At 64.1% G+C, this 21,587-nt stretch carries 19 protein-coding genes and 1 riboswitch; of the genes, 13 read left to right on the top strand and 6 right to left on the bottom strand.

Annotated elements, in window-relative coordinates; translation table 11 throughout:
• Positions 1 to 211: 211 nt before the first annotated feature.
• From ACIP02_RS00495 to ACIP02_RS00480, 4 genes are all read right to left on the bottom strand, one after another.
• The gene (locus tag ACIP02_RS00495) at positions 212 to 1,180 is read right to left on the bottom strand and encodes a metal ABC transporter ATPase (protein ID WP_400612177.1); all 969 of its coding nucleotides are present in this window, start codon (positions 1,178 to 1,180) and stop codon (positions 212 to 214) included.
• Between the two features lie 52 nt (positions 1,181 to 1,232).
• Positions 1,233 to 2,045: an aldo/keto reductase gene (locus ACIP02_RS00490; protein WP_400612175.1), complete on the bottom strand. Its 813-nt coding sequence runs from the start codon at positions 2,043 to 2,045 to the stop codon at positions 1,233 to 1,235.
• Positions 2,042 to 3,217, bottom strand: a complete 1,176-nt coding sequence (locus ACIP02_RS00485; protein ID WP_400612173.1) for an NAD(P)/FAD-dependent oxidoreductase — start codon at positions 3,215 to 3,217, stop codon at positions 2,042 to 2,044. The genes ACIP02_RS00490 and ACIP02_RS00485 overlap by 4 nt, the downstream gene beginning before the upstream one ends.
• Before the next feature lie 207 nt (positions 3,218 to 3,424).
• On the bottom strand, positions 3,425 to 3,757 hold the full coding sequence (locus ACIP02_RS00480) for a multidrug efflux SMR transporter (RefSeq protein WP_054887895.1): 333 nt from the start codon (positions 3,755 to 3,757) through the stop codon (positions 3,425 to 3,427).
• 87 nt (positions 3,758 to 3,844) lie between these two features.
• Here ACIP02_RS00480 and ACIP02_RS00475 point away from each other — a divergent pair, with 87 nt between their 5' ends.
• Together ACIP02_RS00475 and waaA are read left to right on the top strand one after the other, a co-directional pair.
• Complete coding sequence (locus tag ACIP02_RS00475; protein ID WP_400612170.1) at positions 3,845 to 4,735, top strand: LysR family transcriptional regulator; 891 nt, start codon at positions 3,845 to 3,847, stop codon at positions 4,733 to 4,735.
• A gap of 11 nt (positions 4,736 to 4,746) precedes the next feature.
• On the top strand, positions 4,747 to 6,018 hold the full coding sequence (gene waaA, locus ACIP02_RS00470; RefSeq protein WP_400612168.1) for a lipid IV(A) 3-deoxy-D-manno-octulosonic acid transferase: 1,272 nt from the start codon (positions 4,747 to 4,749) through the stop codon (positions 6,016 to 6,018).
• A gap of 113 nt (positions 6,019 to 6,131) precedes the next feature.
• Here the strand turns inward: waaA and ACIP02_RS00465 are convergent, their stop codons facing one another.
• Positions 6,132 to 7,565: a TolC family outer membrane protein gene (locus tag ACIP02_RS00465; protein WP_400612166.1), complete on the bottom strand. Its 1,434-nt coding sequence runs from the start codon at positions 7,563 to 7,565 to the stop codon at positions 6,132 to 6,134.
• A 160-nt stretch (positions 7,566 to 7,725) separates the two neighbouring features.
• Positions 7,726 to 7,832, top strand: a riboswitch (TPP riboswitch).
• Between the two features lie 153 nt (positions 7,833 to 7,985).
• On the opposite strand from ACIP02_RS00465, the gene thiC reads away from it, so the two are divergent.
• Positions 7,986 to 9,866, top strand: a complete 1,881-nt coding sequence (gene thiC / locus ACIP02_RS00460) for a phosphomethylpyrimidine synthase ThiC (RefSeq protein WP_400612164.1) — start codon at positions 7,986 to 7,988, stop codon at positions 9,864 to 9,866.
• A gap of 174 nt (positions 9,867 to 10,040) precedes the next feature.
• Entirely contained in the window at positions 10,041 to 11,324 is a 1,284-nt protein-coding gene (gene cytX, locus ACIP02_RS00455; protein WP_400612162.1) for a putative hydroxymethylpyrimidine transporter CytX, read from the top strand.
• Here cytX and ACIP02_RS00450 read toward each other — a convergent pair.
• Entirely contained in the window at positions 11,293 to 12,039 is a 747-nt protein-coding gene (locus tag ACIP02_RS00450; protein WP_400612160.1) for an RsiV family protein, read from the bottom strand. The genes cytX and ACIP02_RS00450 overlap by 32 nt on opposite strands.
• Before the next feature lie 185 nt (positions 12,040 to 12,224).
• On the opposite strand from ACIP02_RS00450, the gene ACIP02_RS00445 reads away from it, so the two are divergent.
• The 9 genes from ACIP02_RS00445 to ACIP02_RS00405 all read left to right on the top strand — a co-directional run bounded on the left by ACIP02_RS00445 (position 12,225) and on the right by ACIP02_RS00405 (position 21,526).
• Positions 12,225 to 12,842 (top strand): NUDIX domain-containing protein, encoded by a 618-nt coding sequence (locus tag ACIP02_RS00445; RefSeq protein ID WP_400612158.1) that lies wholly within the window; start codon positions 12,225 to 12,227, stop codon positions 12,840 to 12,842.
• A complete protein-coding gene (locus ACIP02_RS00440) occupies positions 12,833 to 13,285 on the top strand; it encodes a DUF1249 domain-containing protein (protein WP_003249480.1) in 453 nt (150 codons plus the stop codon). The genes ACIP02_RS00445 and ACIP02_RS00440 overlap by 10 nt, the downstream gene beginning before the upstream one ends.
• A gap of 13 nt (positions 13,286 to 13,298) precedes the next feature.
• A complete protein-coding gene (cpdA, locus tag ACIP02_RS00435) occupies positions 13,299 to 14,099 on the top strand; it encodes a 3',5'-cyclic-AMP phosphodiesterase (protein ID WP_400612156.1) in 801 nt (266 codons plus the stop codon).
• 227 nt (positions 14,100 to 14,326) lie between these two features.
• A complete protein-coding gene (locus ACIP02_RS00430) occupies positions 14,327 to 14,935 on the top strand; it encodes a YqiA/YcfP family alpha/beta fold hydrolase (protein WP_400612154.1) in 609 nt (202 codons plus the stop codon).
• Positions 14,936 to 14,971: 36 nt separating this feature from the next.
• Positions 14,972 to 16,876, top strand: a complete 1,905-nt coding sequence (gene parE, locus ACIP02_RS00425; RefSeq protein ID WP_400612152.1) for a DNA topoisomerase IV subunit B — start codon at positions 14,972 to 14,974, stop codon at positions 16,874 to 16,876.
• Positions 16,873 to 17,859: an esterase-like activity of phytase family protein gene (locus tag ACIP02_RS00420; protein WP_400612150.1), complete on the top strand. Its 987-nt coding sequence runs from the start codon at positions 16,873 to 16,875 to the stop codon at positions 17,857 to 17,859. The genes parE and ACIP02_RS00420 overlap by 4 nt, the downstream gene beginning before the upstream one ends.
• Positions 17,856 to 18,374 (top strand): TIGR02281 family clan AA aspartic protease, encoded by a 519-nt coding sequence (locus tag ACIP02_RS00415; RefSeq protein ID WP_400612148.1) that lies wholly within the window; start codon positions 17,856 to 17,858, stop codon positions 18,372 to 18,374. Before ACIP02_RS00420 ends, ACIP02_RS00415 begins: the two co-directional genes overlap by 4 nt.
• Before the next feature lie 10 nt (positions 18,375 to 18,384).
• Positions 18,385 to 20,643 carry a DNA topoisomerase IV subunit A gene (parC, locus tag ACIP02_RS00410; RefSeq protein ID WP_400612146.1) on the top strand — a complete coding sequence of 753 codons (2,259 nt, stop codon included), beginning with the start codon at positions 18,385 to 18,387 and terminating at the stop codon, positions 20,641 to 20,643.
• 172 nt (positions 20,644 to 20,815) lie between these two features.
• Positions 20,816 to 21,526 carry a membrane integrity-associated transporter subunit PqiC gene (locus ACIP02_RS00405; RefSeq protein ID WP_400612144.1) on the top strand — a complete coding sequence of 237 codons (711 nt, stop codon included), beginning with the start codon at positions 20,816 to 20,818 and terminating at the stop codon, positions 21,524 to 21,526.
• The last annotated feature ends 61 nt before the right edge of the window (positions 21,527 to 21,587 follow it).

The raw sequence follows: 21,587 nt of genomic DNA, 5'->3' as shown, positions 1-21,587 counted from the left end.
GCCCCGAACACCGGCTATGCCGGTGCCATGCACCGAGTTGCATTCTTCGCGGGTGAACCCGCTCCTACAAGTGCTGTGTTGGCTTCGGGTTTACGCAATACCTGTAGGAGCGGCTTTAGCCGCGAACACCGGCTATGCCGGTGCCATGCACCGAATTGCATTCTTCGCGGGTGAACCCGCTCCTACAGGGTGTCGAGCAGGCCCCGGAATGTTATTTGTGCAGTGAAGTCCGCGCCCGCTCCAGCAACGCCCGCGCCTTGTCGCCAAACCGCTGCAAGTGCGACGCCCGCACCGGCTTGCTCTCCACCAACCCCTGCTGTTTCACCCAGTCCTTCCAGCGTACCCGCTCGTCCGTTACCACCCAACCTTCCTGCCCGGCAAAGCTTTCGGCCAGGTACAGCCCCCGCGTACTCGCCGGCACCAGCTCGTCCTTCTTCAGCGTATATAGCTCTGCCAATGGCTGGCCGTCCTTCAACGGCATCAGATACAGGTCAGGCCGCTTGCGGTTGAGCCGTGCCACCAGTTGGTCGCCCTCCAGCCGCTCATCAACGTGAAACAGGCTGAGCTTCTTGGCTTCTCGCGGCACCTGCAGGCGCATGTCGTAGATCAGTTGCAATGAAGCGGTGGGCAAATGCACATAAGCGCGTGGCCGCTCCAGCAGCATCAGCTTGCCGCAGTGCACGGGGCGTGCGGCGCCGGACTCCGGGGCCAGCACGAAATGCGGGGTTTCGCGATAGTGCAGGGCAGCGGCGTACGGCACCGGCAGCCAGGTGTCGTTGAAGCGGCCGCCCAACCAGCCTTCCGGGGTTTCCAGCAGGCACTCTTCAGCCACTTCCTGCACGGCGGTGTGCAACGGCAGGTTCAGCTCCTGCGCCGGTACATACCCGGAAATCAGTTTCAGCACCACATCGCCGCGGTCTTGCCGGCGCTGGCGGACCAGCACCCAGTAGTCGCGGTTCTGCCAATTCAGCGTCAGGCGCACCGATACGCCCAGGTTGGCCAGTTCGACCACGAAACGCTGCGCGTCGGGCAGCTGGATGGCTTTGCGCCGCTGCTGTGTCTGTGCAAAGTTCAGCGGCATGCCGATACTTTGGTAGATAAGCCCCTCGGGCGTGGCCTCGACATGCAGGGGCAGTGTCTTGAAGTTGCTCGGGTTCTTGCGGATCAGCGTTCGCGCCACGAGGCTCCTCCTTGCGTCGGGTCAGTTTCCTGGCCCTCGGGCCAGGGGTAACTCAGTGCCGGCCCAGGATGCGGGCGACAGTGGCCACGTTGTGGGCCAGGTGCAGCGGGTTGATGGTGCCGACGATAGCACTGCTGACGCCCGGGTGGGCGAACAGCAACTCGAAGCTGGCCTGTACCGGGTCAACGCCCGGGGCCAGGCAGATATGCCCACTGGCCAGGGCCTTTTTCACCAGAATGGCCTTGCCGTGCTCGGCAGCGTAGTCCAGCACCGGGCGTTCTGCCTGCTCATTGAGGTTGTAGGTGACCATGGCGCAGTCGCCTTGCTCCAGCGCCTTGAGGCCGCCGGCGACAGTCTTGCCAGACAGCCCGAAGCCGAGAATCTTGCCCTCCTGCTTGAGTTCGGCCAGGGTCTGGTACACCTCCTGCTGTTCGAGGATTGCCAGGTCGTTGCCGTCGGAGTGCACCAGCACCAACTCGATGCGGTCGGTTTCCAGCCTGCGCAGGCTGCGCTCCACCGACCGGCGGGTGTGGGCGGCACTGAAATCGAAGTGCGACAGGCCATTGTCGAACTCTTCACCGACCTTGCTGACGATTACCCATTCGTCGCGCTGCCCGCGCAGCAGCGGGCCCAGGCGCTCTTCGCTGCGGCCGTAGGCCGGGGCGGTGTCGATCAGGTTGATACCCAGTTCGCGGGCCTGGGCCAGTAGCAGGCGGGCCTCGTCATCGTCGGGGATGGTGAAGCCGTTAGGGTATTTGACGCCTTGGTCGCGGCCCAGTTTCACGGTGCCCAGGCCCAGCGGCGAAACCTTGAAGCCGGTGCTGCCCAGCGGGCGGTGGAAATCGTGCAGGGTCGGCAGGCTCATGGCAACAGTTGCTCCCAGGCCGGTACGCCCAGTGGCGGGCGTGGCAGGCCGGCCAGCTCGGTGTGTGCCTGCGGGCGGATGCCGTCGCGCTCCAGGTGGCTGACCACCCGGTCGCTGAAGTCCGGTGCCAGTGCCAGTTTGGTCGGCCAGCCAACCAGCAGCCGTTGCTGGTCGGCAAGGAAGGCGTTGTCCGGGCGCACCAGGCCCGACTGCGCAGGCTCGGCACGGTCGACCCGCAAGGTCGCCCAATGTATCTGGCTCTGGTCGACCCACGGCAGCAGGCTGGCAATTTCTTTCTGTGCTGCAGCAATCTGCGCCGCCGGTTCGCGGGCTACGCCATCGGCTTCGGCCAGGTCGCCGCCCAGGTACCAGACCCATTGGCCATCGGCGGCCGGGTGGGTGGTAATGGTGACCCGCGGTTTCGGCCCGCCGCCCAGGCAGTGCGCGTATAGCGGCTTGAGGTTGGCGCCCTTGGCCAGCACCATGTGCAGCGGGCGGGTTTGCATGGCCGGCTGGTTCAGGCCCAGGGCATGCAGCAGGTCAGCGGTGCCGGCACCAGCGCTGAGGACGATGCGCTGGGCACGGATGTCGCGGCCATCGACCCGCAGGCCGACCAGTTCGTCGCCTTCGCGCAGCGGCTCGATGTGTTCACCGGCCAACAGGCTGTCGCCGGCCAGTTCGGCCAAGTTGGCCAGCAGGCTGGGTACGTCGATGACCAGTTCGGCCAGGCGATAGACCTTGCCCTTGAAGGCGCGGTCTTGCAGGGCGGGAGGCAGTTGCTCGCCTTTCACCTGGTCAACCCGGCCGCGTACGGCCTTGCTGGCGAAGAAGCTGGTGAGGTTGCCGGCGAGGGTGCCAGGGGACCACAGGTAGTGCGCATCGGACAGCAGGCGGGTGCGGGTAAGTTCCAGCTCACCCTTGCCGCTCAATGCCTCGCGCCAGCGGCGCGGCATGTCGGCGATGGCTTCCGAGGCACCGGTCAGCGCGCCGTGCAGGGCGTACTTGGTACCACCATGGATGATGCCTTGCGACTTGATCGTCTGCTCGCCGCCAAGGCTGGCGCGCTCAACCAGCACCGTCGAGTAGCCCAGGCGACGCAAGCGGGCATTGAGCCAGAGGCCTGCGACCCCGGCGCCGACGATCAGTACGTCAGTGGAAATGGCAGATGGCATGGCGGTACCTCGAAGACTGGGACAGCTGGCAAGTATACAGGGTCGGGCCTGTGTGGGTTTTGCGATCCTTGGGGCTGCTGCGCAGCCCATCGCGACGCAAGGCCGCTCCTACAGCGACCGCGCATCTCTTGGGACTTGTGTGGTCCCTGTAGGAGCGGCCTTGCGTCGCGATGGGCCGCATAGCGGCCCCAAAATCTTCAGGCCAACTCAATGCCCAGCCGTCTTCGAGAACAGCTGAATCACCACCACCCCACCCACAATCATCGCCATCCCCAGCATCGCCGGCACATCCAGCTTCTGCCCGTAGACCACCAGCGCTGCCACGCTGATCAGCACAATCCCCAGCCCCGACCAGATGGCATAGGCAATCCCCACCGGAATGCTGCGCACCACCAGGGTCAGCATCCAGAACGCAATGCCATAACCCACCACCATCAGCAGCAGCGGCAATGGCGTGCTCAGGCCTTTTACCGCTTTCATCGAGGCAGTGGCGATGACTTCGGCGCAGATGGCAATGGCGAGATAGGTATAGGCATTCATGGCGGGATCCTCCGGATACTGGCCGGGCATTCTAGACCTAACCTGGATGGGGTAAAGTCATTACCTATCAATAGTGGAGATAGGCTGATGGCCGAGCAGTGGAACCTTGAACAGCTGCGCACCTTTCTGCGGGTTGCAGAATTGCGCTCGTTCTCTGCCGTGGCCCGCGAGCAGCGCAAGGCGCAGTCGGCGATCAGCAGCGCCATTGCCCTGCTGGAAACCGACCTGGGCGTTACCCTGTTCGAGCGCAGCAGTGGCCGGCAGCCGAAACTGACCGAAAACGGTAGCGCGCTGCTGGAGGATGCCCGTGAACTGTTGCGCCAGTGCGAACGCCTGGATGGCCGCGCGCTGGCGTTAATGCGCGGGCAGGAAGCTTTGTTACGGGTGGCCCAGGACGAAGCCATGCCCTACCAGCCGGTCATCGACAGCCTTGACGAGTTGGCCAGCCACTACCCGTACCTGGAGGTGCAGCTGGCCAGTGGTGCCCAGGGCGATGTGGCGCGCAAGCTGGTCGAGCGGCGCGCCGACCTGGGCCTGTTTTTTCACCACGAAAGTATGCCGGCATCGCTGGAACGGCGTGCCTTGGGCAGTGTGGAAATGGTCACGGTGTGCGCAATTGGCCACCCGCTGGCGGCTGAAGGCCGGGTAACCCGGCAGCAACTGGCACGCCACCGGCAATTGTTGATCACGCCACAGCAAAGTGGCTATCCCGGGGGCGAAGCCGTCAGCCCGCAGGTATGGCGTGCCGACAGTTTCTACGCCATGGCCGAACTGCTGATGCGCGGCCTGGGCTGGGCCTGGTTGCCACGCCACGTGGTGCAGTACCCGACCTATCAGGCGCACATGGTCGAACTGGACAGCGAATGGCGCCCGCCTGCGCTGGTAGCGGAGCTGGCCTGGCGCCGCGATGAGCCCCTGGGCCCAGCCGCGCAATGGTTGGCCGAGCGCTTTGCGGTGCACCTGCGCGCGATCGGGTAAACTCCGCTGCCATGAACAGAACCCTCTACACCTTGCTGTTTCACCTGGGCCTGCCGCTGGTCGCGCTGCGCCTGTACCTGCGCGCGCGCAAGGCGCCGGCTTATGGCCAGCGCATCGCCGAGCGTTTTGCCTTCAAGCTGCCGGCCATGCGCCAGGGCGGAATCTGGGTGCATGCCGTATCGGTGGGCGAAAGCATCGCCGCTGCACCGATGGTGCGTGCCTTGCTCAAGGCCTACCCCGAACTGCCGATCACGCTCACTTGTATGACGCCCACCGGTTCCGAGCGCATTCGCGCCATGTTCGCCGACGAACCGCGCGTGCAGCACTGCTACCTGCCCTACGACCTGCCTTGGGCGGCGGGGCGTTTTCTCGATCATGTGCAGCCGAAGCTGGGCATCATCATGGAAACTGAGTTGTGGCCCAACCACATTCACCAGTGTGCCCGGCGCGGCATTCCGGTAGCGCTGGCCAACGCGCGTTTGTCTGTGCGCTCGGCCCGTGGCTATGGGCGCTTTGCCAGGCTGACCCGGCCGATGCTGGCCGAGATGAGCCTGATTGCCGTGCAGACCGAAACCGAGGCCCAGCGCTTCCGCGACCTGGGCGCACGGCCTGAATGCGTGCAGGTGACCGGCTCGATCAAGTTCGACCTGAAAGTCGACGAGCAGTTGCTGCCGCGTGCCCGGTTGTTGCGCGGGCAATGGGGGGCAGTGCAGCGCCCCGTGTGGATTGCCGCCAGTACCCATGAGGGTGAGGACGCGCTGATTCTGCAGGCGCACCAACAGCTGTTGCAGGTGCATGGCGATGCCTTGCTGATCCTGGTGCCGCGCCACCCTGAGCGGTTCAATGCGGTGCATGCGCTGTGCAGCGAACAGTTCAACACCGTGCGCCGTTCCGCCGGGCTACCGGTCGATGCGCAGACGCGGGTTTTGCTGGGCGATACCATGGGCGAACTGCTGTTCCTCTATGCCCTGGCTGACATCGCCTTTGTCGGCGGCAGCCTGGTGGCGACCGGCGGGCACAACCCGCTGGAGCCGGCAGCACTGGCCTTGCCGGTGCTGATGGGGCCGCACGTGTTCAATTTCCTCGAAATCAGCGCGATGTTGCGTGAGGCGGGGGCGTTGCAGCAGGTGGACGATGCTGACGGGCTGGCCGAGGCGGTGCGGCGGCTGGTCGAGTTGCCGCAGGATGCCCAGCGTATGGGCGAGGCGGGCAGGGGGGGGATGCAGGCCAATCAGGGTGCGTTGCAGCGTTTGCTCGATGGGCTGGGTGCGCTTATCCGCTGAATGCGGTGTTGGCTTCTTCGCGGGTGAACCCGCTCCCACAGGGATCGCAGCAGGCCTGAGGGCGCTGATGACCTGTAGGAGCGGGTTTACCCGCGAAGAATGCGACACCTATCTCAAGGCCTGCGCTCGAAGTTCTTGGCCGCCGCCGCTGCCAGGTCCGGCGGCAGGAAGTCCTTGTCCGGGTTGTAGTCCGGTTTCAGGTAGCGCTTGAGGTCCTGCAGGTCTTGCGGGCTCAGCGTACCGGCGGCCTGCTTCAGGCTCAGGTTATCGAGGATGTAGTCGTAGCGGCTGTTGTTGTAGTCGCGCACCGAGGTGTACAGCTGGCGCTGGGCATCGAGCACGTCGACGATGTTGCGGGTACCCACCTGGTAGCCGATTTCGGTGGCTTCCAGTGCGCTCTGGTTGGAGATGATCGACTGCTTGCGCGCCTGCACCTGCTCCACATCGGTGTTCACTGCACGGTGCAGGTTGCGGGTGTTTTCCACCACCTGGCGGCGCAGGCTTTCACGCTGCTGCTCGCTCTGGCTCAGGCGCTGGTAGGCTTCGCGTACCTGCGAGCTGGTCAGGCCGCCGCTGTAGATCGGGATGTTCAGTTGCAGGCCGACGCTGGTCTGCTCGACATCACCGCCATAGCGCTGACCCAAGGGCGAAGGGTTGCTGAAACCGAGGCTGTCGTTGTCGCCTTTCTGGTACTTGGCCACCGCATCCACGGTCGGTGCATGGCCCGCCTTGCGCTGGCGCAACGTCTCTTCGGCGGCGGAAACCGCATAGTTGGTGGCCAGCAAGTTGAGGTTCTGGCGCCCGGCAGTTTCGACCCAGGCCTTGGCGTCGTTGGGCGTAGGGACCAGCACCGGCAAGGTGTGGACCACGCCCTGAATCGAGCTGTACTCGCGGTTGGTCAGGGTTACCAGGGCCTCGAAGGCATCCTGTACCTGGCGTTCGGCGATGATCCGGTTGGCCCGGGCGGTGTCATAGCTGGCCTGGGATTGCAGCACATCGGTCTTGTCGGAAAGGCCCACGTCGAAACGTTCGTTGGACTGGTCGAGCTGGCGCTTGAAGGCCGCTTCCTCGGCCTTGGTCGCGGCCAGGTTGTCCTGCGCCCGCAGCACGGCGAAGTAGTTCTGTGCGGTTTGCAGTATCAGGTTCTGTTCGGTTGCCGACAGTTCAAGTGCCGCCTGTTCATTGACCGCCTCGGCAGCCTGCAACTGGAACCAGCGGTCTGCGCGGAAAATCGGCTGCGCCAGGGTCGCACTCCAGGAATTGCCGCTGCGGTTGGAGGTGATGGATGGCTCATCCAGCTTCGTGCGCGTGTTCATCATCTCGGCACCCGCCGACAGATTAGGCAGCAACCCGGCCCGGGCTTGCGGTACCACTTCGCGACGGGCGCCGTAATCGGCACGCGCTGCCGCCAGGTCAGCGTTGTTGTCGACCGCTTCCTGGTAGACGCTGACCAGGTCTGTCTTGACTGTTTGGGGCGCGTCCGCTGCCCATACCACTCCGTTGGACGCACAAGACACGGCTATCGCCAGTGAGAGTTTGCGCAGCATAGAGGCAATCCTTGTACGAAATTGAATTACTGAACTGTTGAGTATCGAGCGATGCGCCAGTGTAGTGCCATGCGCCCCCGGCAACAATCGCCGGGTGTGCCTTTCATCATCCACGCATTTACCCGCTTGGCTTTGCCGACCACTCCAGTCTAGACTGCGCGTGTTCTTGTCGGGGTGCCTTGAAGCAAAGGCTGAGATCGCAGAGGTGCGGATCCCGTTGAACCTGATCAGGTTAGCGCCTGCGTAGGGAACAAGATTGCTCACCTTCCCGGGGAGCCTCTTGTGCCAGGTCCGGGATTGTCACAGCTGCATGCAGCTTCAGGCACCCCTATCCGGCACTGCACTCATCAATGGGTGCGTCCGCGCCATTCAGGTTCACCCCGACATTCCACTGCTAGGAAGCCGTCTGGAGAGCCTGTGATGACCAAACAAGAAAAAGCGATCAACCTCAGCGAATCGGCACAAGTCGATCAGCAGTCCGTGCAACCGTTCCGCCGTTCACGCAAGATCTACGTCGAAGGCTCGCGCCCGGACATCCGCGTACCCATGCGCGAAATCAGCCTGGACGATACCCCGACCGACTTTGGTGGCGAAACCAACGCCCCGGTACTGGTCTACGACACTTCCGGCCCGTACACCGACCCTGATGTGATCATCGACGTGCGCAAGGGCCTGGGCGATGTGCGCTCGGCCTGGATCGAAGCCCGCGGTGACACCGAGCGCCTCGACGGCCTGAGCTCGGACTTTGGCCAGCAGCGCCTGAACGATGCCGAACTGGCCAAGCTGCGCTTTGCCCACGTGCGCAACCCGCGCCGCGCCAAGCCCGGCGCCAACGTCTCGCAGATGCACTATGCCCGCCAAGGCATCATCACTGCCGAGATGGAGTACGTGGCCATCCGCGAAAACATGAAGCTGCAGGAGGCCCGTGCTGCTGGCCTGCTGAACGAGCAGCACGCCGGCCACAGCTTTGGCGCCAACATCCCGAAAGAAATCACCCCCGAGTTCGTCCGCGAGGAAGTCGCCCGCGGCCGCGCGATCATCCCAGCCAACATCAACCACCCGGAAGTGGAGCCGATGATCATCGGGCGCAACTTCCTGGTGAAGATCAACGGCAACATCGGCAACAGCGCCCTGGGTTCCTCGATCGAGGAAGAAGTGGCCAAGCTGACCTGGGGCATCCGCTGGGGTTCGGACACGGTCATGGACCTGTCGACCGGCAAGCACATCCATGAAACCCGCGAGTGGATCATCCGCAACTCGCCGGTGCCGATCGGTACCGTACCGATCTACCAGGCCCTGGAAAAGGTCAACGGCGTGGCCGAGGACCTGACCTGGGAGCTGTTCCGCGACACCCTGATCGAGCAGGCCGAGCAGGGCGTGGACTATTTCACCATCCACGCCGGTGTGCTGCTGCGCTATGTGCCGCTGACCGCCAAGCGCGTTACCGGTATCGTCAGCCGGGGTGGCTCGATCATGGCCAAGTGGTGCCTGGCGCACCACAAGGAAAACTTCCTGTACACCCACTTCGACGAAATCTGCGAAATCATGAAGGCGTACGACGTCAGCTTCTCGCTGGGTGACGGCCTGCGCCCTGGCTCGATCGCCGACGCCAACGACGCTGCGCAGTTTGGTGAGCTGGAAACCCTCGGCGAGCTGACCAAGATTGCCTGGAAGCACGACGTGCAGTGCATGATCGAAGGCCCTGGCCACGTGCCGATGCAGCTGATCAAGGAGAACATGGACAAGCAGCTGGAGTGCTGCGACGAGGCGCCGTTCTACACCCTCGGCCCGCTGACCACCGACATCGCCCCTGGCTACGACCACATTACCTCGGGCATTGGCGCGGCGATGATCGGCTGGTTCGGTTGCGCGATGCTCTGCTACGTCACGCCCAAGGAACACCTGGGCCTGCCGAACAAGGACGACGTCAAGACCGGCATCATCACCTACAAGATCGCCGCGCATGCGGCCGACCTTGCCAAGGGCCACCCGGGCGCGCAGATCCGCGACAACGCCTTGTCCAAGGCGCGTTTCGAGTTCCGCTGGGAAGACCAGTTCAACCTTGGCCTGGACCCGGACACCGCGCGGGCCTACCACGACGAAACCCTGCCGAAGGAATCGGCCAAGGTCGCGCACTTCTGCTCGATGTGCGGGCCGAAGTTCTGCTCTATGAAGATCACCCAGGAAGTGCGTGAGTACGCTGCCAAGATCGAGGCCGTGGACGTTACGGTCGAAACAGGCATGCGCGAGCAGGCCGAGCGGTTCCGCCAGGAAGGCAGCCAGCTGTACCACAAGGTCTAAATCGCGACACTGCCCCCTGTAGGAGCGGCCTTGCGTCGCGATGGGCCGCGAAGCGGCCCCGGTAATTTCAGCTGCGAAGCTGAGACCCGGGGCCGCTTTGCGGCCCTTTCGCGACACAAGGCCGCTCCTACAGCGACCGCGTCCACTCAAATACTTTGCCGAGTATCAACAAGCATGACCACCCCCAGCCAATTCTCCCCCGACCACCCGGTCCCCACCCACCAGCGCATTTTCGGCGCCCGCGACCTGTTCTCGCTGTGGTTCTCCCTCGGCATCGGCCTGATGGTGCTGCAGGTCGGCGCCATGCTCGCGCCAGGCCTGGGCCTGGCCGGCGCAGTGCTGGCCATTGCCCTGGGCACCGGTGTCGGGGTTCTGTTGCTGGGCGCCGCCGGGGTCATCGGCAGCGACACTGGCTTGTCGGCCATGGGCACTCTGAGACTCAGCCTGGGCAGCCACGGCGCGCGCTTGCCGGCGCTGCTCAACCTGCTGCAATTGGTGGGCTGGGGCGCGTTCGAGATCATTGTCATGCGCGATGCCGCCAGCCTGCTGGGCGCGCGCGCCTTTGGTGAGGACAGTGCCTGGAACAGCCCGATGCTGTGGACCCTGTGCTTTGGTGCCCTGGCGACCTTGCTGGCGGTGAGTGGGCCTCTGGCGTTCGTGCGCAAGGTGCTGCGCGCCTGGGGTATCTGGTTGCTGCTGGGCGCCTGCGTCTGGCTGACCTGGAACTTGTTCGCCAAGGCTGACCTGGCTGACTTGTGGAGCCGCGCCGGGGACGGCTCGATGTCGCTGGCGGTAGGCTTTGACATCGTCATTGCCATGCCGTTGTCGTGGTTGCCGTTGATCGCCGACTACTCGCGTTTCGCCCGTAATGGCAAGCATGTGTTCGGCGGTACGGTACTGGGCTACTTCATCGGCAACACCTGGTTGATGAGCCTGGGCGTGGCCTACACGCTGGCCTTCGCCGCCAGCGGTGAAGTCAATGCGCTGTTGCTGGCCCTGGCTGGTGCCGGCATGGGTATCCCGCTGCTGCTGATTCTGCTCGACGAGTCGGAAAAGGCCTTCGCCGATATGCACTCGGCGGCGGTTTCCACCGGTGTGCTGCTGCCGTTGAAGGTCGAGCACCTGGCGCTGGCCATCGGCGTGCTGTGCACCTTGATCGCCTTGCTGGCGCCGCTGGCCCAGTACGAGAATTTCCTGCTGCTCATTGGTTCGGTCTTTGCGCCGCTGTTCGGCGTGGTGCTGATGGACCACTACGTGATCCGTCGCCGCCGCCTGCCGGCACAGGTCGATGGTTTGCACTGGCAGGCCCTACTGGCCTGGTTTGCCGGGGTGGCGGCCTATCACCTGATTGCCGCCAACGCACCGGAGCTGGGTGCCACCCTGCCAGCGTTGCTGCTGGCAGGTGTGCTGCATGCCTTGCTAAGCCTCAGCCGCGGCCGGGAAACAGTTCAGGCTTGAGTACGCCATTCAGGCGCGGGTAGGGGATCTTCAATTCCACGTGGCCCATGGAGTAGGGCGCAATGGCATAGACCTCATACTTGACCACCACCGCGCCGTACGTCAGGGCGACGTGCGGCGACTTCTTGAACGGCCAGGTCTTGACGAACTCGGCGTCCTTGTCCATACCCACACTCATCAGCCAGGCGCGGTGCGATTCTTCGACGGTTTTCCAGAAGGTCTCTTCCTGGCCAGGCACCAGCATGTCCTGCAGGGTCAGCACCTTGTCCAGCTTGCGCGAATAGTTGATGAAGCCACGCCCTGGCATGCCGTGGGCGCCGCCACTGTCCAGGTAGCTGGACAGCTCGATGATCACCAGCCCGTCATGCTGCTCGCGTACCTTGGCTTGCAGGTAGCTGCTGTTACGTTTGTCGGCCGTGGCCAGGTATTGCTGTTCGTAGGCCTGCAGGGTGCTCGGTGCGGTGCCATGCTGATTATCTTCGGTCAGTTGCAGCAAGCGCTTTTCGACGATGCCGTCGAGCTTGGGCAGGTCCGGGAAATGCACCATGTCGATGTTCACCAACGGGCAGTCGCTTTCGCTGCACCCGGGTTTGACATGCTCCCAGGCGTCGCGCTTGACCTCGAGCGGGGCCCGGTAGTTGGGCGTGAACAGGCTCTGGCAGGCACCTAGAGCGAGTGCCAGCACGGCCACGGAAGTCAGTTTGACAAGTGTCATGATGATCCTTGCAGAACAGGGAAAAGTCGGCCTTTGACCGTCTGCGCGGCCTTCAGTTCGCCACTAAGCTAACAGAGAGCAGGCGTGCTGTCCCGAGTGGGCGAACGGTTACCGGAAAGGGGTGAAACGCGCTAGCGTGCAGAGTAGGATGGCGCGATGCGGTAATTGAGGTAACGAGGATTTCCATGTCAGACACGTTGAATTCGGTACCCAAGGCGGTCGAGATCGTCAAGCGGGCCAATTGCTTCCAGGGCTTCTACAAGCTCGACAGGGTGCACCTGCGTCACGAGCTGTTCGCCGGGGGGATGGGCCGCGAGATCAGCCGTGAGCTGTTTGTGCGTCACGATGCCGTGTGCGTGTTGCCCTACGACCCGTTGCGCGATGAAGTGGTGCTGATCGAGCAGTTCCGCGTCGGGGCCATGGGCAAGGCCGACAACCCTTGGCTGATTGAAATGGTTGCCGGGCTGATCGACAAGGATGAGCAACCGGAAGAAGTTGCTCATCGCGAAGCCGAAGAAGAAGCCGGCCTGACCTTCAGTGCCCTGTGGCCGATGACCCGTTACTTCCCGTCGCCCGGCGGCAGTGACGAATACGTTCACCTGTTCCTTGGGCGTTGCAGCAGCGAGGGTGCGGGCGGCCTGCACGGCCTGGAAGAAGAAGGTGAAGACATTCGCGTGCGCGTGTGGTCGTTCGAGGATGCCTTGCAGGCGGTGCGCGATGGGCGCATCTGCAATGCGGCGACCATCATTGGCCTGCAATGGCTGGCGCTGAACCGTGACGAAGTACGAGGTATGTGGAAGTGAACCTGCTGCGCGAGCGCTATCGAGTCGACCTGGTCGGGCTGCAAGCAGCCTGCGAGGCCAACTACGCCCGGCTGATGCGCCTGTTACCCGACATGCGCACCACCCAGAGCTCGCGCCGCATCGGCATGACCCAGGGCGACCAGATGCTCGGCGTGCTGGTGCTGGACGTGGTGCTGGCCTGCCCGTACACCACCACCTTGCATGTGCGCCAGGAGCACAGCCTTCCGTGGCTGCCGGTGCCGCACCTGGAAGTGCAGGTGTACCACGATGCGCGCATGGCCGAAGTGGTCAGCGCCGAACACACCCGGCGCCTGCGCAGCATCTACCCGTACCCGAACGACGCCATGCACCAACCGGACGAAAAAGCCCAGCTCAACCTGTTCCTCGGTGAATGGCTGAGCCACTGCCTGGCCTGCGGTCACGAACTGGCCAGCGTTCGCTGAAAGGAGACGGCCGTTGCCATACTCGGAACCATCGCGCCCCGTGCATGTGGTGCAACTGACCGATGCCCACCTGTTCGCGGACCCGGCCGGCAGCATGCTCGGCCTCAATACGCGCAACAGCCTGCGCCATGTGGTGGCCCAGGTGCGGCGCGAGCAACCGCGGGTCGACCTGCTGTTATGCACTGGCGACCTGTCCCAGGATGCCAGTGTTGCCTCTTATGAAGCGTTCCGTGAGCTGACTGCGCCGTTTGCCGTGCCGACTCGCTGGTTGCCGGGCAACCACGATGAGGCCCAGGTGATGGCACAGGTTGCGCCGGAGCTGGTGCAGGCGGTGACCGACATTGGCGGGTGGCGCATCGTCATGCTCGACACGGCCGTGCACGGTGCGACCCATGGCTTACTGGAGAATGACCAGCTGGCAGTGTTGGAAGCAGCACTGAAAGGTGCGGGCGAGCGGCATTGCCTGGTGTGTTTCCACCATCAGCCGGTGGACATCGGCTGCGCCTGGATCGCGCCGATTGGTTTGCGCAATGCCCAGGCGCTGTTCGATATCGTCGAAGGTTATCCACAGGTGCGGGCGCTGCTGTGGGGGCATGTGCATCAGGAGTGGGATGAACTGCGTGATGGCCGGCGTTTGCTGGCTACGCCATCGACCTGCATCCAGTTCGCGGCGCGTAGCGAGGACTTTCAGGTGAGCGAAGAGCAGCCGGGCTACCGCTGGCTGCGCCTGCATGCAGACGGGCGGCTGGAGACCGGCATAGAGCGGGCGCTGGACTTTGAAGTGAAGCTCGACTTCGATAGCCCGGGGTATTGAGTGCCAGAGGCCGCCCCATCCCTGTGGGAGCGGGTTCACCCGCGAACACGGGCGAAGCCCGTGCCATGCACCGCGTTGCGTTCTTCGCGGGTGAACCCGCTCCCACAGGGCACGTGAAGAAATTGTTGCGAAACCCGTGACACTGCGTCAAAACCCGGCGAACGCGCTACACTGCGCGTCCCTGCGCCCGCATCATCAGGCGCGAAGCCACAGATTCCGGGGGCAGCATGTCGGGTTCCATCCTCTATATCCACGGCTTCAACAGCTCGCCGCTTTCAACCAAGGCGCGCCAACTCGAAGCCGTCATGCAGCAGCTCGGCCTAACCGAGCAGTTGCGCGTACCCGCCTTGCACCACCACCCGCGCCAGGCCATCACCCAGCTTGAGGCAGCCATCGCCCAGCTCGGTGCGCCATTACTGGTGGGCAGTTCGCTCGGCGGCTACTATGCCACCTATCTGGCCGAGCGCCATGGTCTCAAGGCCTTGCTGGTCAACCCGGCGGTAACCCCGCACAAGCATTTTGACGGCTACCTGGGTACCCAGCGCAACCACTACACCGATGAAACCTGGGCGCTGACCCACGATCACGTGCAGGCCCTGGCCGAGCTGGAAGTAGCGGCCCCGGCAGATGCCAGCCGCTATCAAGTGTGGCTGCAAACCGCCGATGAAACCCTAGACTATCGCCACGCCGAGCGCTATTACCGCGCATGCGCCCTGCGTATCCAGGCCGGTGGCGACCACAGCTTCCAGGGCTTTGCCGAGCGCCTGCCGGCCCTGCTGGCCTTCGCAGGCATTGCCCGTGGGCAGTATGCGGCGCTCGATTTTTCTGTATTTTGACTTTTTTTGCACTCACCAGACTGACGACGAGACCCTATGGCCAATCCCAGCGCTAGCGCCTATAACGCAGACGCCATCGAAGTCCTCTCGGGCCTTGACCCGGTCCGCAAGCGGCCGGGCATGTACACCGATACCAGCCGCCCCAATCACCTGGCCCAGGAAGTCATCGACAACAGTGTCGACGAAGCCCTGGCCGGCCATGCCCGTTCGGTACAGGTCATCCTGCATGCCGACCACTCGCTGGAAGTCAGCGACGACGGCCGCGGGATGCCGGTGGACATCCACCCTGAAGAGGGCGTGTCCGGGGTCGAGCTGATCCTTACCAAACTGCACGCCGGTGGCAAGTTCTCCAACAAGAACTACCAGTTCTCCGGCGGCCTGCACGGCGTCGGCATTTCGGTGGTCAACGCCCTGTCGACCCAGGTGCGCGTGCGCGTCAAGCGTGACGGCAACGAATACCAGATGACTTTCGCCGATGGTTTCAAGGCCAGCGAGCTGGAAGTGGTCGGCTCGGTCGGCAAGCGCAACACCGGCACCAGCGTGTACTTCAGCCCCGACCCGAAATACTTCGACTCGGCCAAGTTCTCCATCAGCCGCCTCAAGCACGTGCTCAAGGCCAAGGCGGTCCTGTGCCCGGGGCTGCTGGTCAGCTTCGAGGACAAGGCCAGCGGCGAGAAGGTCGAATGGCATTACGAAGATGGCCTGCGCTCCTACCTGGTCGATGCCGTAAGCGAGTTCCAGCGCCTGCCGGATGAGCCGTTCTGCGGCAGCCTGGCGGGTAACAAGGAAGCCGCAGACTGGGCATTATTGTGGCTGCCTGAAGGTGGCGACAGCGTTCAGGAAAGTTACGTCAACCTGATCCCCACCGCACAGGGCGGTACGCATGTAAACGGTTTGCGCCAAGGCCTGCTCGATGCCATGCGCGAGTTCTGCGAGTTCCGCAACCTGCTGCCGCGCGGCGTGAAGCTGGCGCCGGAGGATATCTGGGAGCGCATTTCCTTCGTCCTCTCGATGAAAATGCAGGAGCCGCAATTCTCTGGGCAGACCAAAGAGCGCCTGTCCTCGCGCGAGGCGGCGGCGTTCGTCTCCGGCGTGGTCAAGGATGCCTTCAGCCTGTGGCTCAACGCCCACCCCGAGCTGGGCATGCAACTGGCCGAGCTGGCCATCAGCAACGCCGGCCGCCGCCTCAAGGCCAGCAAGAAGGTCGAGCGCAAGCGCATCACCCAAGGCCCGGCACTCCCCGGCAAGCTGGCCGACTGCGCCGGCCAGGACCCGATGCGTGCCGAGCTGTTCCTGGTCGAGGGTGACTCGGCCGGTGGTTCGGCCAAGCAGGCGCGGGACAAGGAATTCCAGGCTATCCTGCCGCTGCGCGGCAAGATCCTCAACACCTGGGAAGTGGACGGCGGCGAAGTGCTCGCCAGCCAGGAAGTGCACAACATTGCCGTGGCCATCGGTGTCGACCCGGGTGCTACCGACCTGACGCAACTGCGTTACGGCAAGATCTGCATCCTCGCCGACGCCGACTCCGACGGCCTGCACATCGCCACGCTGCTGTGCGCGCTGTTCGTCCAGCATTTCCGCGCGCTGGTCGAGGCCGGGCATGTGTACGTGGCCATGCCACCGCTGTACCGCATCGACCTGGGCAAGGAAATCTACTACGCCCTCGACGAAGCCGAGCGTGATGGCATCCTCGACCGCCTGGTAGCCGAGAAGAAACGCGGCAAGCCGCAGGTGACCCGCTTCAAGGGGCTGGGCGAAATGAACCCGCCGCAGCTGCGCGAAACCACCATGGACCCGAACACCCGTCGCCTGGTGCAGTTGACCCTGGACGACGTCGAGGCGACGTGCGAGCTGATGGACAAGCTGCTGGCCAAGAAACGTGCCGGTGACCGCAAGAGCTGGCTGGAAACCAAAGGCAACCTGGCCGAGGTCATGGTTTGATTCGTCAGCTCCTGGCGGCCTGCCTGGCGCTGGTTGCCCTGCCAAGTCTGGCGGGCAACTGGCCGGAGCTGAAGATGAGTGCCGAACACCCGATCGACGGCATGCGCGGTGGCAACCTGTCTGGCCTTGCGCAGTGCCGGGGCGCGCTGTGGGGCGTGTCCGACCGCGACGACGACCGCATCTATCGCTTCGAGCAGCAGAACGCCACCTGGCGCGCCCAGCCGCTTACCTTCAGCCCGCCACCGGTGCCGGAAAGCGGCCTGCCGTGGGGGCTGAAGTCGCGCAACTGGGCAGCGTCGTACATTCGCGGTGGCGAACTGGATTTCGAGGGCATCACCTGTGACCAGGCGGGCAACCTGTACCTGGTCAGCGAAGCCCATGCCGCGGTGCTGCAACTGCCGCTGGGCGGCGAGCCGGACTGGCTGAAGATCGACCCGGCCATGGTGCGCCAGGCCCGGGCCAGCGGCATGCTGCTGAACTTCAACGCCCTGTTCGAAGGCCTGGCGATCAACCCGGCGGGTGACCGCCTGTGGCTGGCCGCCGAGCGCGAGCGCCGTGGCCTGGTGGCCATCGAGCGCCAGCAGTCGGTGTGGACCTGCGGGCGCAGTTGCGTGCTGTTGAGCGAGGCCGGGGCCGAGATGCAACCGGCGCAAATGCCTGATGCCCGGGCTTTGTCGCGTGACTTCGCCGACCTGGCCTGGTTCGAGGGCAAGCTGTTTACCCTGGAACGCAACGCCTACCGGGTATGCCGGCGTGACGCCGACAGCGGCACGGTCGAGCGGTGCTGGTCGTTCGCTGCCGATGCGCTGGTCGAGTCACGCCGCTACGCGCAGCCGTTTGGCCTGGCCGAAGCGCTGGTGATCGATGCCAAGGGCGCGTGGATCGGCCTGGACAACAACAACGGCGCCCGTGCCGATGGCGATACCCGGCCGATCGTCTGGCGCTTCGACGCGCCGCAAGGCGGCTGGAGCGCCAAGCCATGAGCCAGGCGCCGGGCAAGCGTGCGGGCAGGGTGCTGATGGTCCTCGCCTGGGCCGCGGCGCTATTTCTGGCCACGCGCTTTTTCGGCCAGTGGGAAGACAGCCAGCGCAACCCCAATAGCCAGGTGCAGTCCGCGCATGGCGAGGGTTTTGTCGAAGTGCGCCTGCTGGGCAATGGCCAGGGCCATTTCGTGGTGGATGGCGCGATCAATGGCCAGGTGGTGCATTTCATGCTCGACACCGGTGCCACCGACGTGGCGATCCCCGAGGGAGTGGCCCGCGATCTGAACCTGGAGCGAGGCAGCCCGGTGCTGCTGAGCACCGCCAACGGTCGCACCGAAGGCTACCGCACGCGCCTGGCCAGCCTGCAACTGGGCGATATCCGCCTGCAGGGTGTACGCGCCATCGTCGTGCCGGGCCTGGACGGGCCCACCGTATTACTGGGCATGAGTGCCCTGCAACAACTTGAATTTACCCAGCGTGGCGGCACTATGCTGCTGCGCCAGAACCTGAAATGACGAGGCCCGCATGAGCGACTCACTGGAACTCAGCCTGGACGGCGTAGAACGCCGCTCGCTGGCTGACTTCACCGAACAGGCCTACCTCAACTACTCCATGTACGTGATCATGGACCGCGCCCTGCCGCACATCGGCGATGGCCTGAAGCCGGTGCAGCGCCGCATCGTCTACGCCATGAGCGAGTTGGGGCTCGATGCCGATGCCAAGCACAAGAAGTCGGCGCGTACCGTCGGTGACGTGCTCGGCAAGTTCCACCCCCACGGCGACTCGGCCTGCTACGAGGCCATGGTGCTGATGGCGCAGCCGTTCAGCTACCGCTACACCCTGGTCGACGGGCAGGGCAACTGGGGTGCGCCGGACGATCCGAAGTCGTTCGCCGCCATGCGTTACACCGAGGCGCGGCTGTCACGCTACGCAGAAGTGCTGCTCAGCGAGGTTGGCCAGGGTACCGTCGACTGGGTGCCGAACTTTGACGGCACCTTGCAGGAACCGGCCGTGTTGCCGGCGCGCCTGCCCAACATCCTGCTCAACGGCACCACCGGTATCGCCGTGGGCATGGCCACCGACGTACCGCCACACAACCTGCGTGAAGTAGCCAGCGCCTGCGTGCGCCTGCTCGACGAGCCCAAGGCCACCATCGAGCAGTTGTGCGAGCACATTCAAGGCCCGGATTACCCGACCGAGGCCGAGATCGTTACGCCGCGGGCTGAAATCCTCAAGATGTACGAAAGCGGCCGCGGCTCGATCCGCATGCGCGCCGTGTACCGCGTCGAGGATGGCGACATCGTGGTTACCGCGTTGCCACACCAGGTCTCCGGGGCCAAGGTGCTGGAGCAGATCGCGGCGCAAATGCAGGCCAAGAAGCTGCCGATGGTGGCCGACCTGCGCGACGAGTCGGACCATGAGAACCCGTGCCGCATCGTGATCATCCCGCGCTCCAACCGCGTGGATGCCGACGAACTGATGCAGCACCTGTTCGCCACCACCGACCTGGAAAGCAGCTACCGGGTCAACGTCAACATCATCGGCCTCGACGGCCGGCCGCAGCTGAAGAACCTGCGCACGATCCTGGTGGAGTGGCTGGAGTTCCGCACCAACACCGTTCGTCGCCGGCTGCAGCACCGCCTGGACAAGGTCGAGAAGCGCCTGCACCTGTTGGACGGTTTGCTCACCGCGTTCCTCAACCTGGATGAAGTGATCCACATCATCCGCACCGAGGAACACCCCAAGCAGGCGCTGATCGCACGCTTCGACCTGACCGAAATCCAGGCCGACTACATCCTCGAGACCCGCCTGCGGCAACTGGCGCGCCTGGAAGAGATGAAGATCCGTGGCGAGCAGGACGAGCTGCTCAAGGAGCAGGCCAAGCTGCAGGCGCTGCTGGGTAGCGAGGCCAAGCTGCGCAAGCTGGTGCGCAGCGAGCTGATCAAGGATGCCGAAACCTATGGCGACGACCGCCGCTCGCCAATCGTCGAGCGCGCCGAAGCCAAGGCCCTGTCGGAAAACGAGCTGATGCCGACCGAGCCGGTTACTGTGGTGCTGTCGGAAAAAGGCTGGATACGCTGTGCCAAGGGCCACGACATTGACGCGACCGGCCTGTCGTACAAGGCAGGCGACGGCTTCAAGGCCGCTGCGGCCGGGCGTTCCAACCAGTTTGCCGTGCTGATCGACTCGACCGGGCGCAGCTACTCGCTTGCTGCCCACAGCCTGCCTTCGGCGCGTGGCCAGGGTGAGCCGCTGACGGGGCGCCTGACGCCTCCGCCTGGGGCCACCTTCGATTGTGTGCTGCTGCCCGAGGACGATGCGCTGTACGTGGTGGCTTCGGATGCCGGCTACGGCTTCGTGGTCAAGGGTGAAGACCTGCAGGCCAAGAACAAGGCCGGCAAGGGCTTGCTCAGCCTGCCCAACGGCGCCAAGGTCATGACCCCGCGCCCGGTGGCCAGCCGTGAGCAGGACTGGCTGGCGGCCGTCACCACCGAAGGCCGACTGCTGGTGTTCAAGGTCAGCGACTTGCCACAGCTGGGTAAAGGCAAGGGCAACAAGATCATCGGTGTGCCGGGCGACCGGGTGGCCAGCCGTGAAGAATATGTCACCGATCTGGCAGTCATTCCCGAAGGCGCGACCCTTGTTTTGCAGGCTGGCAAGCGTACCCTGTCTCTGAAGGCGGACGATCTGGAGCATTACAAGGGCGAGCGCGGACGGCGCGGTAGCAAGCTGCCACGCGGCTTCCAGCGTGTCGATAGCTTGCAGGTGGAAGTGCCGGCGTAACCGGTAGAAATGTCTGGAACGGCAATTTCAGCGCCGTTCCGGGCAGAAACACTGGAGTCGGACGGTTATTTCGCGGATGATATGGCCCTTGCGGTGCCGGCGTGGCCGTGTGCCCGTTTGAATTTTTATGTATCACTGCGGTGTGCCTGTAGGCGACCGCCTGGATGGGATGATGAAATTTCTGCGCCTTCCATTTGCGCTGTTGATGACTGGCCTGCTGGGCCTTGGCGGGTGCACCATGCATCAGCCGGTCGCCTTGTACCAGCTCGACAGCGGTGATCCTGGCCAGCCTTCGCAGAGTGCGGGCATGGCCGTGGTGCTCGGCCCGGTCTCGGTGGCCGATTACCTGCAGCGCGAGACGTTCCTGCAACGTCAGGCCGATGGCAGCCTGAGCGCGGCGACCGACGGTCGTTGGGCGGGTAGCCTTTCATCGGACATTGACCAGCTGCTGGTGCGTCAATTGGCGTGGCGCCTGGACAGCCAGCGTGTGGTGCTGGCCCCGGCAACCACCGGTTTCAGCCCGGACGTGCAAGTGCTGCTGTCTATCACTCGCCTGGACTCGGGCAAGGACCAGCCAGCCATCCTGGATGCCCAGTGGCGCTTGCTGGACCGCCGCGGCCGTGTGCGGGACAACCGTATCGTTCACCTCGAGCAGCCGCACGAGGGCAGCGAGTCGTCGCAGGTTCAGGCTCAGGGCCAATTGCTGCAGAAACTGGCCGAACAGCTGAGCACTGCGGTGAAGCCGCTGGCCAACCAGCCGGCAATTGCCGAGGAGTCGCCTAAAAAGCCTGCTGCGCCGGTACAGGTGAAGAAGGCACCGGAGAAGTCCAAGATCCCGATGGCCTCGCCGATTCGTACCGACATGGAAGTTTATCGGTTCTGATCGAACAGCCAGCCATAAAAAAGCCCGCATTGTTGCGGGCTTTTTTGTATCTGCAATAAAC

The sequence above is a fragment of the Pseudomonas sp. NPDC089408 genome, assembly GCF_044749445.1.
Taxonomy (GTDB): Bacteria; Pseudomonadota; Gammaproteobacteria; order Pseudomonadales; family Pseudomonadaceae; genus Aquipseudomonas.
The sequence above is the reverse complement of the archived record's forward strand: the minus strand, read 5'-3'. Positions and strand labels throughout refer to the sequence as shown.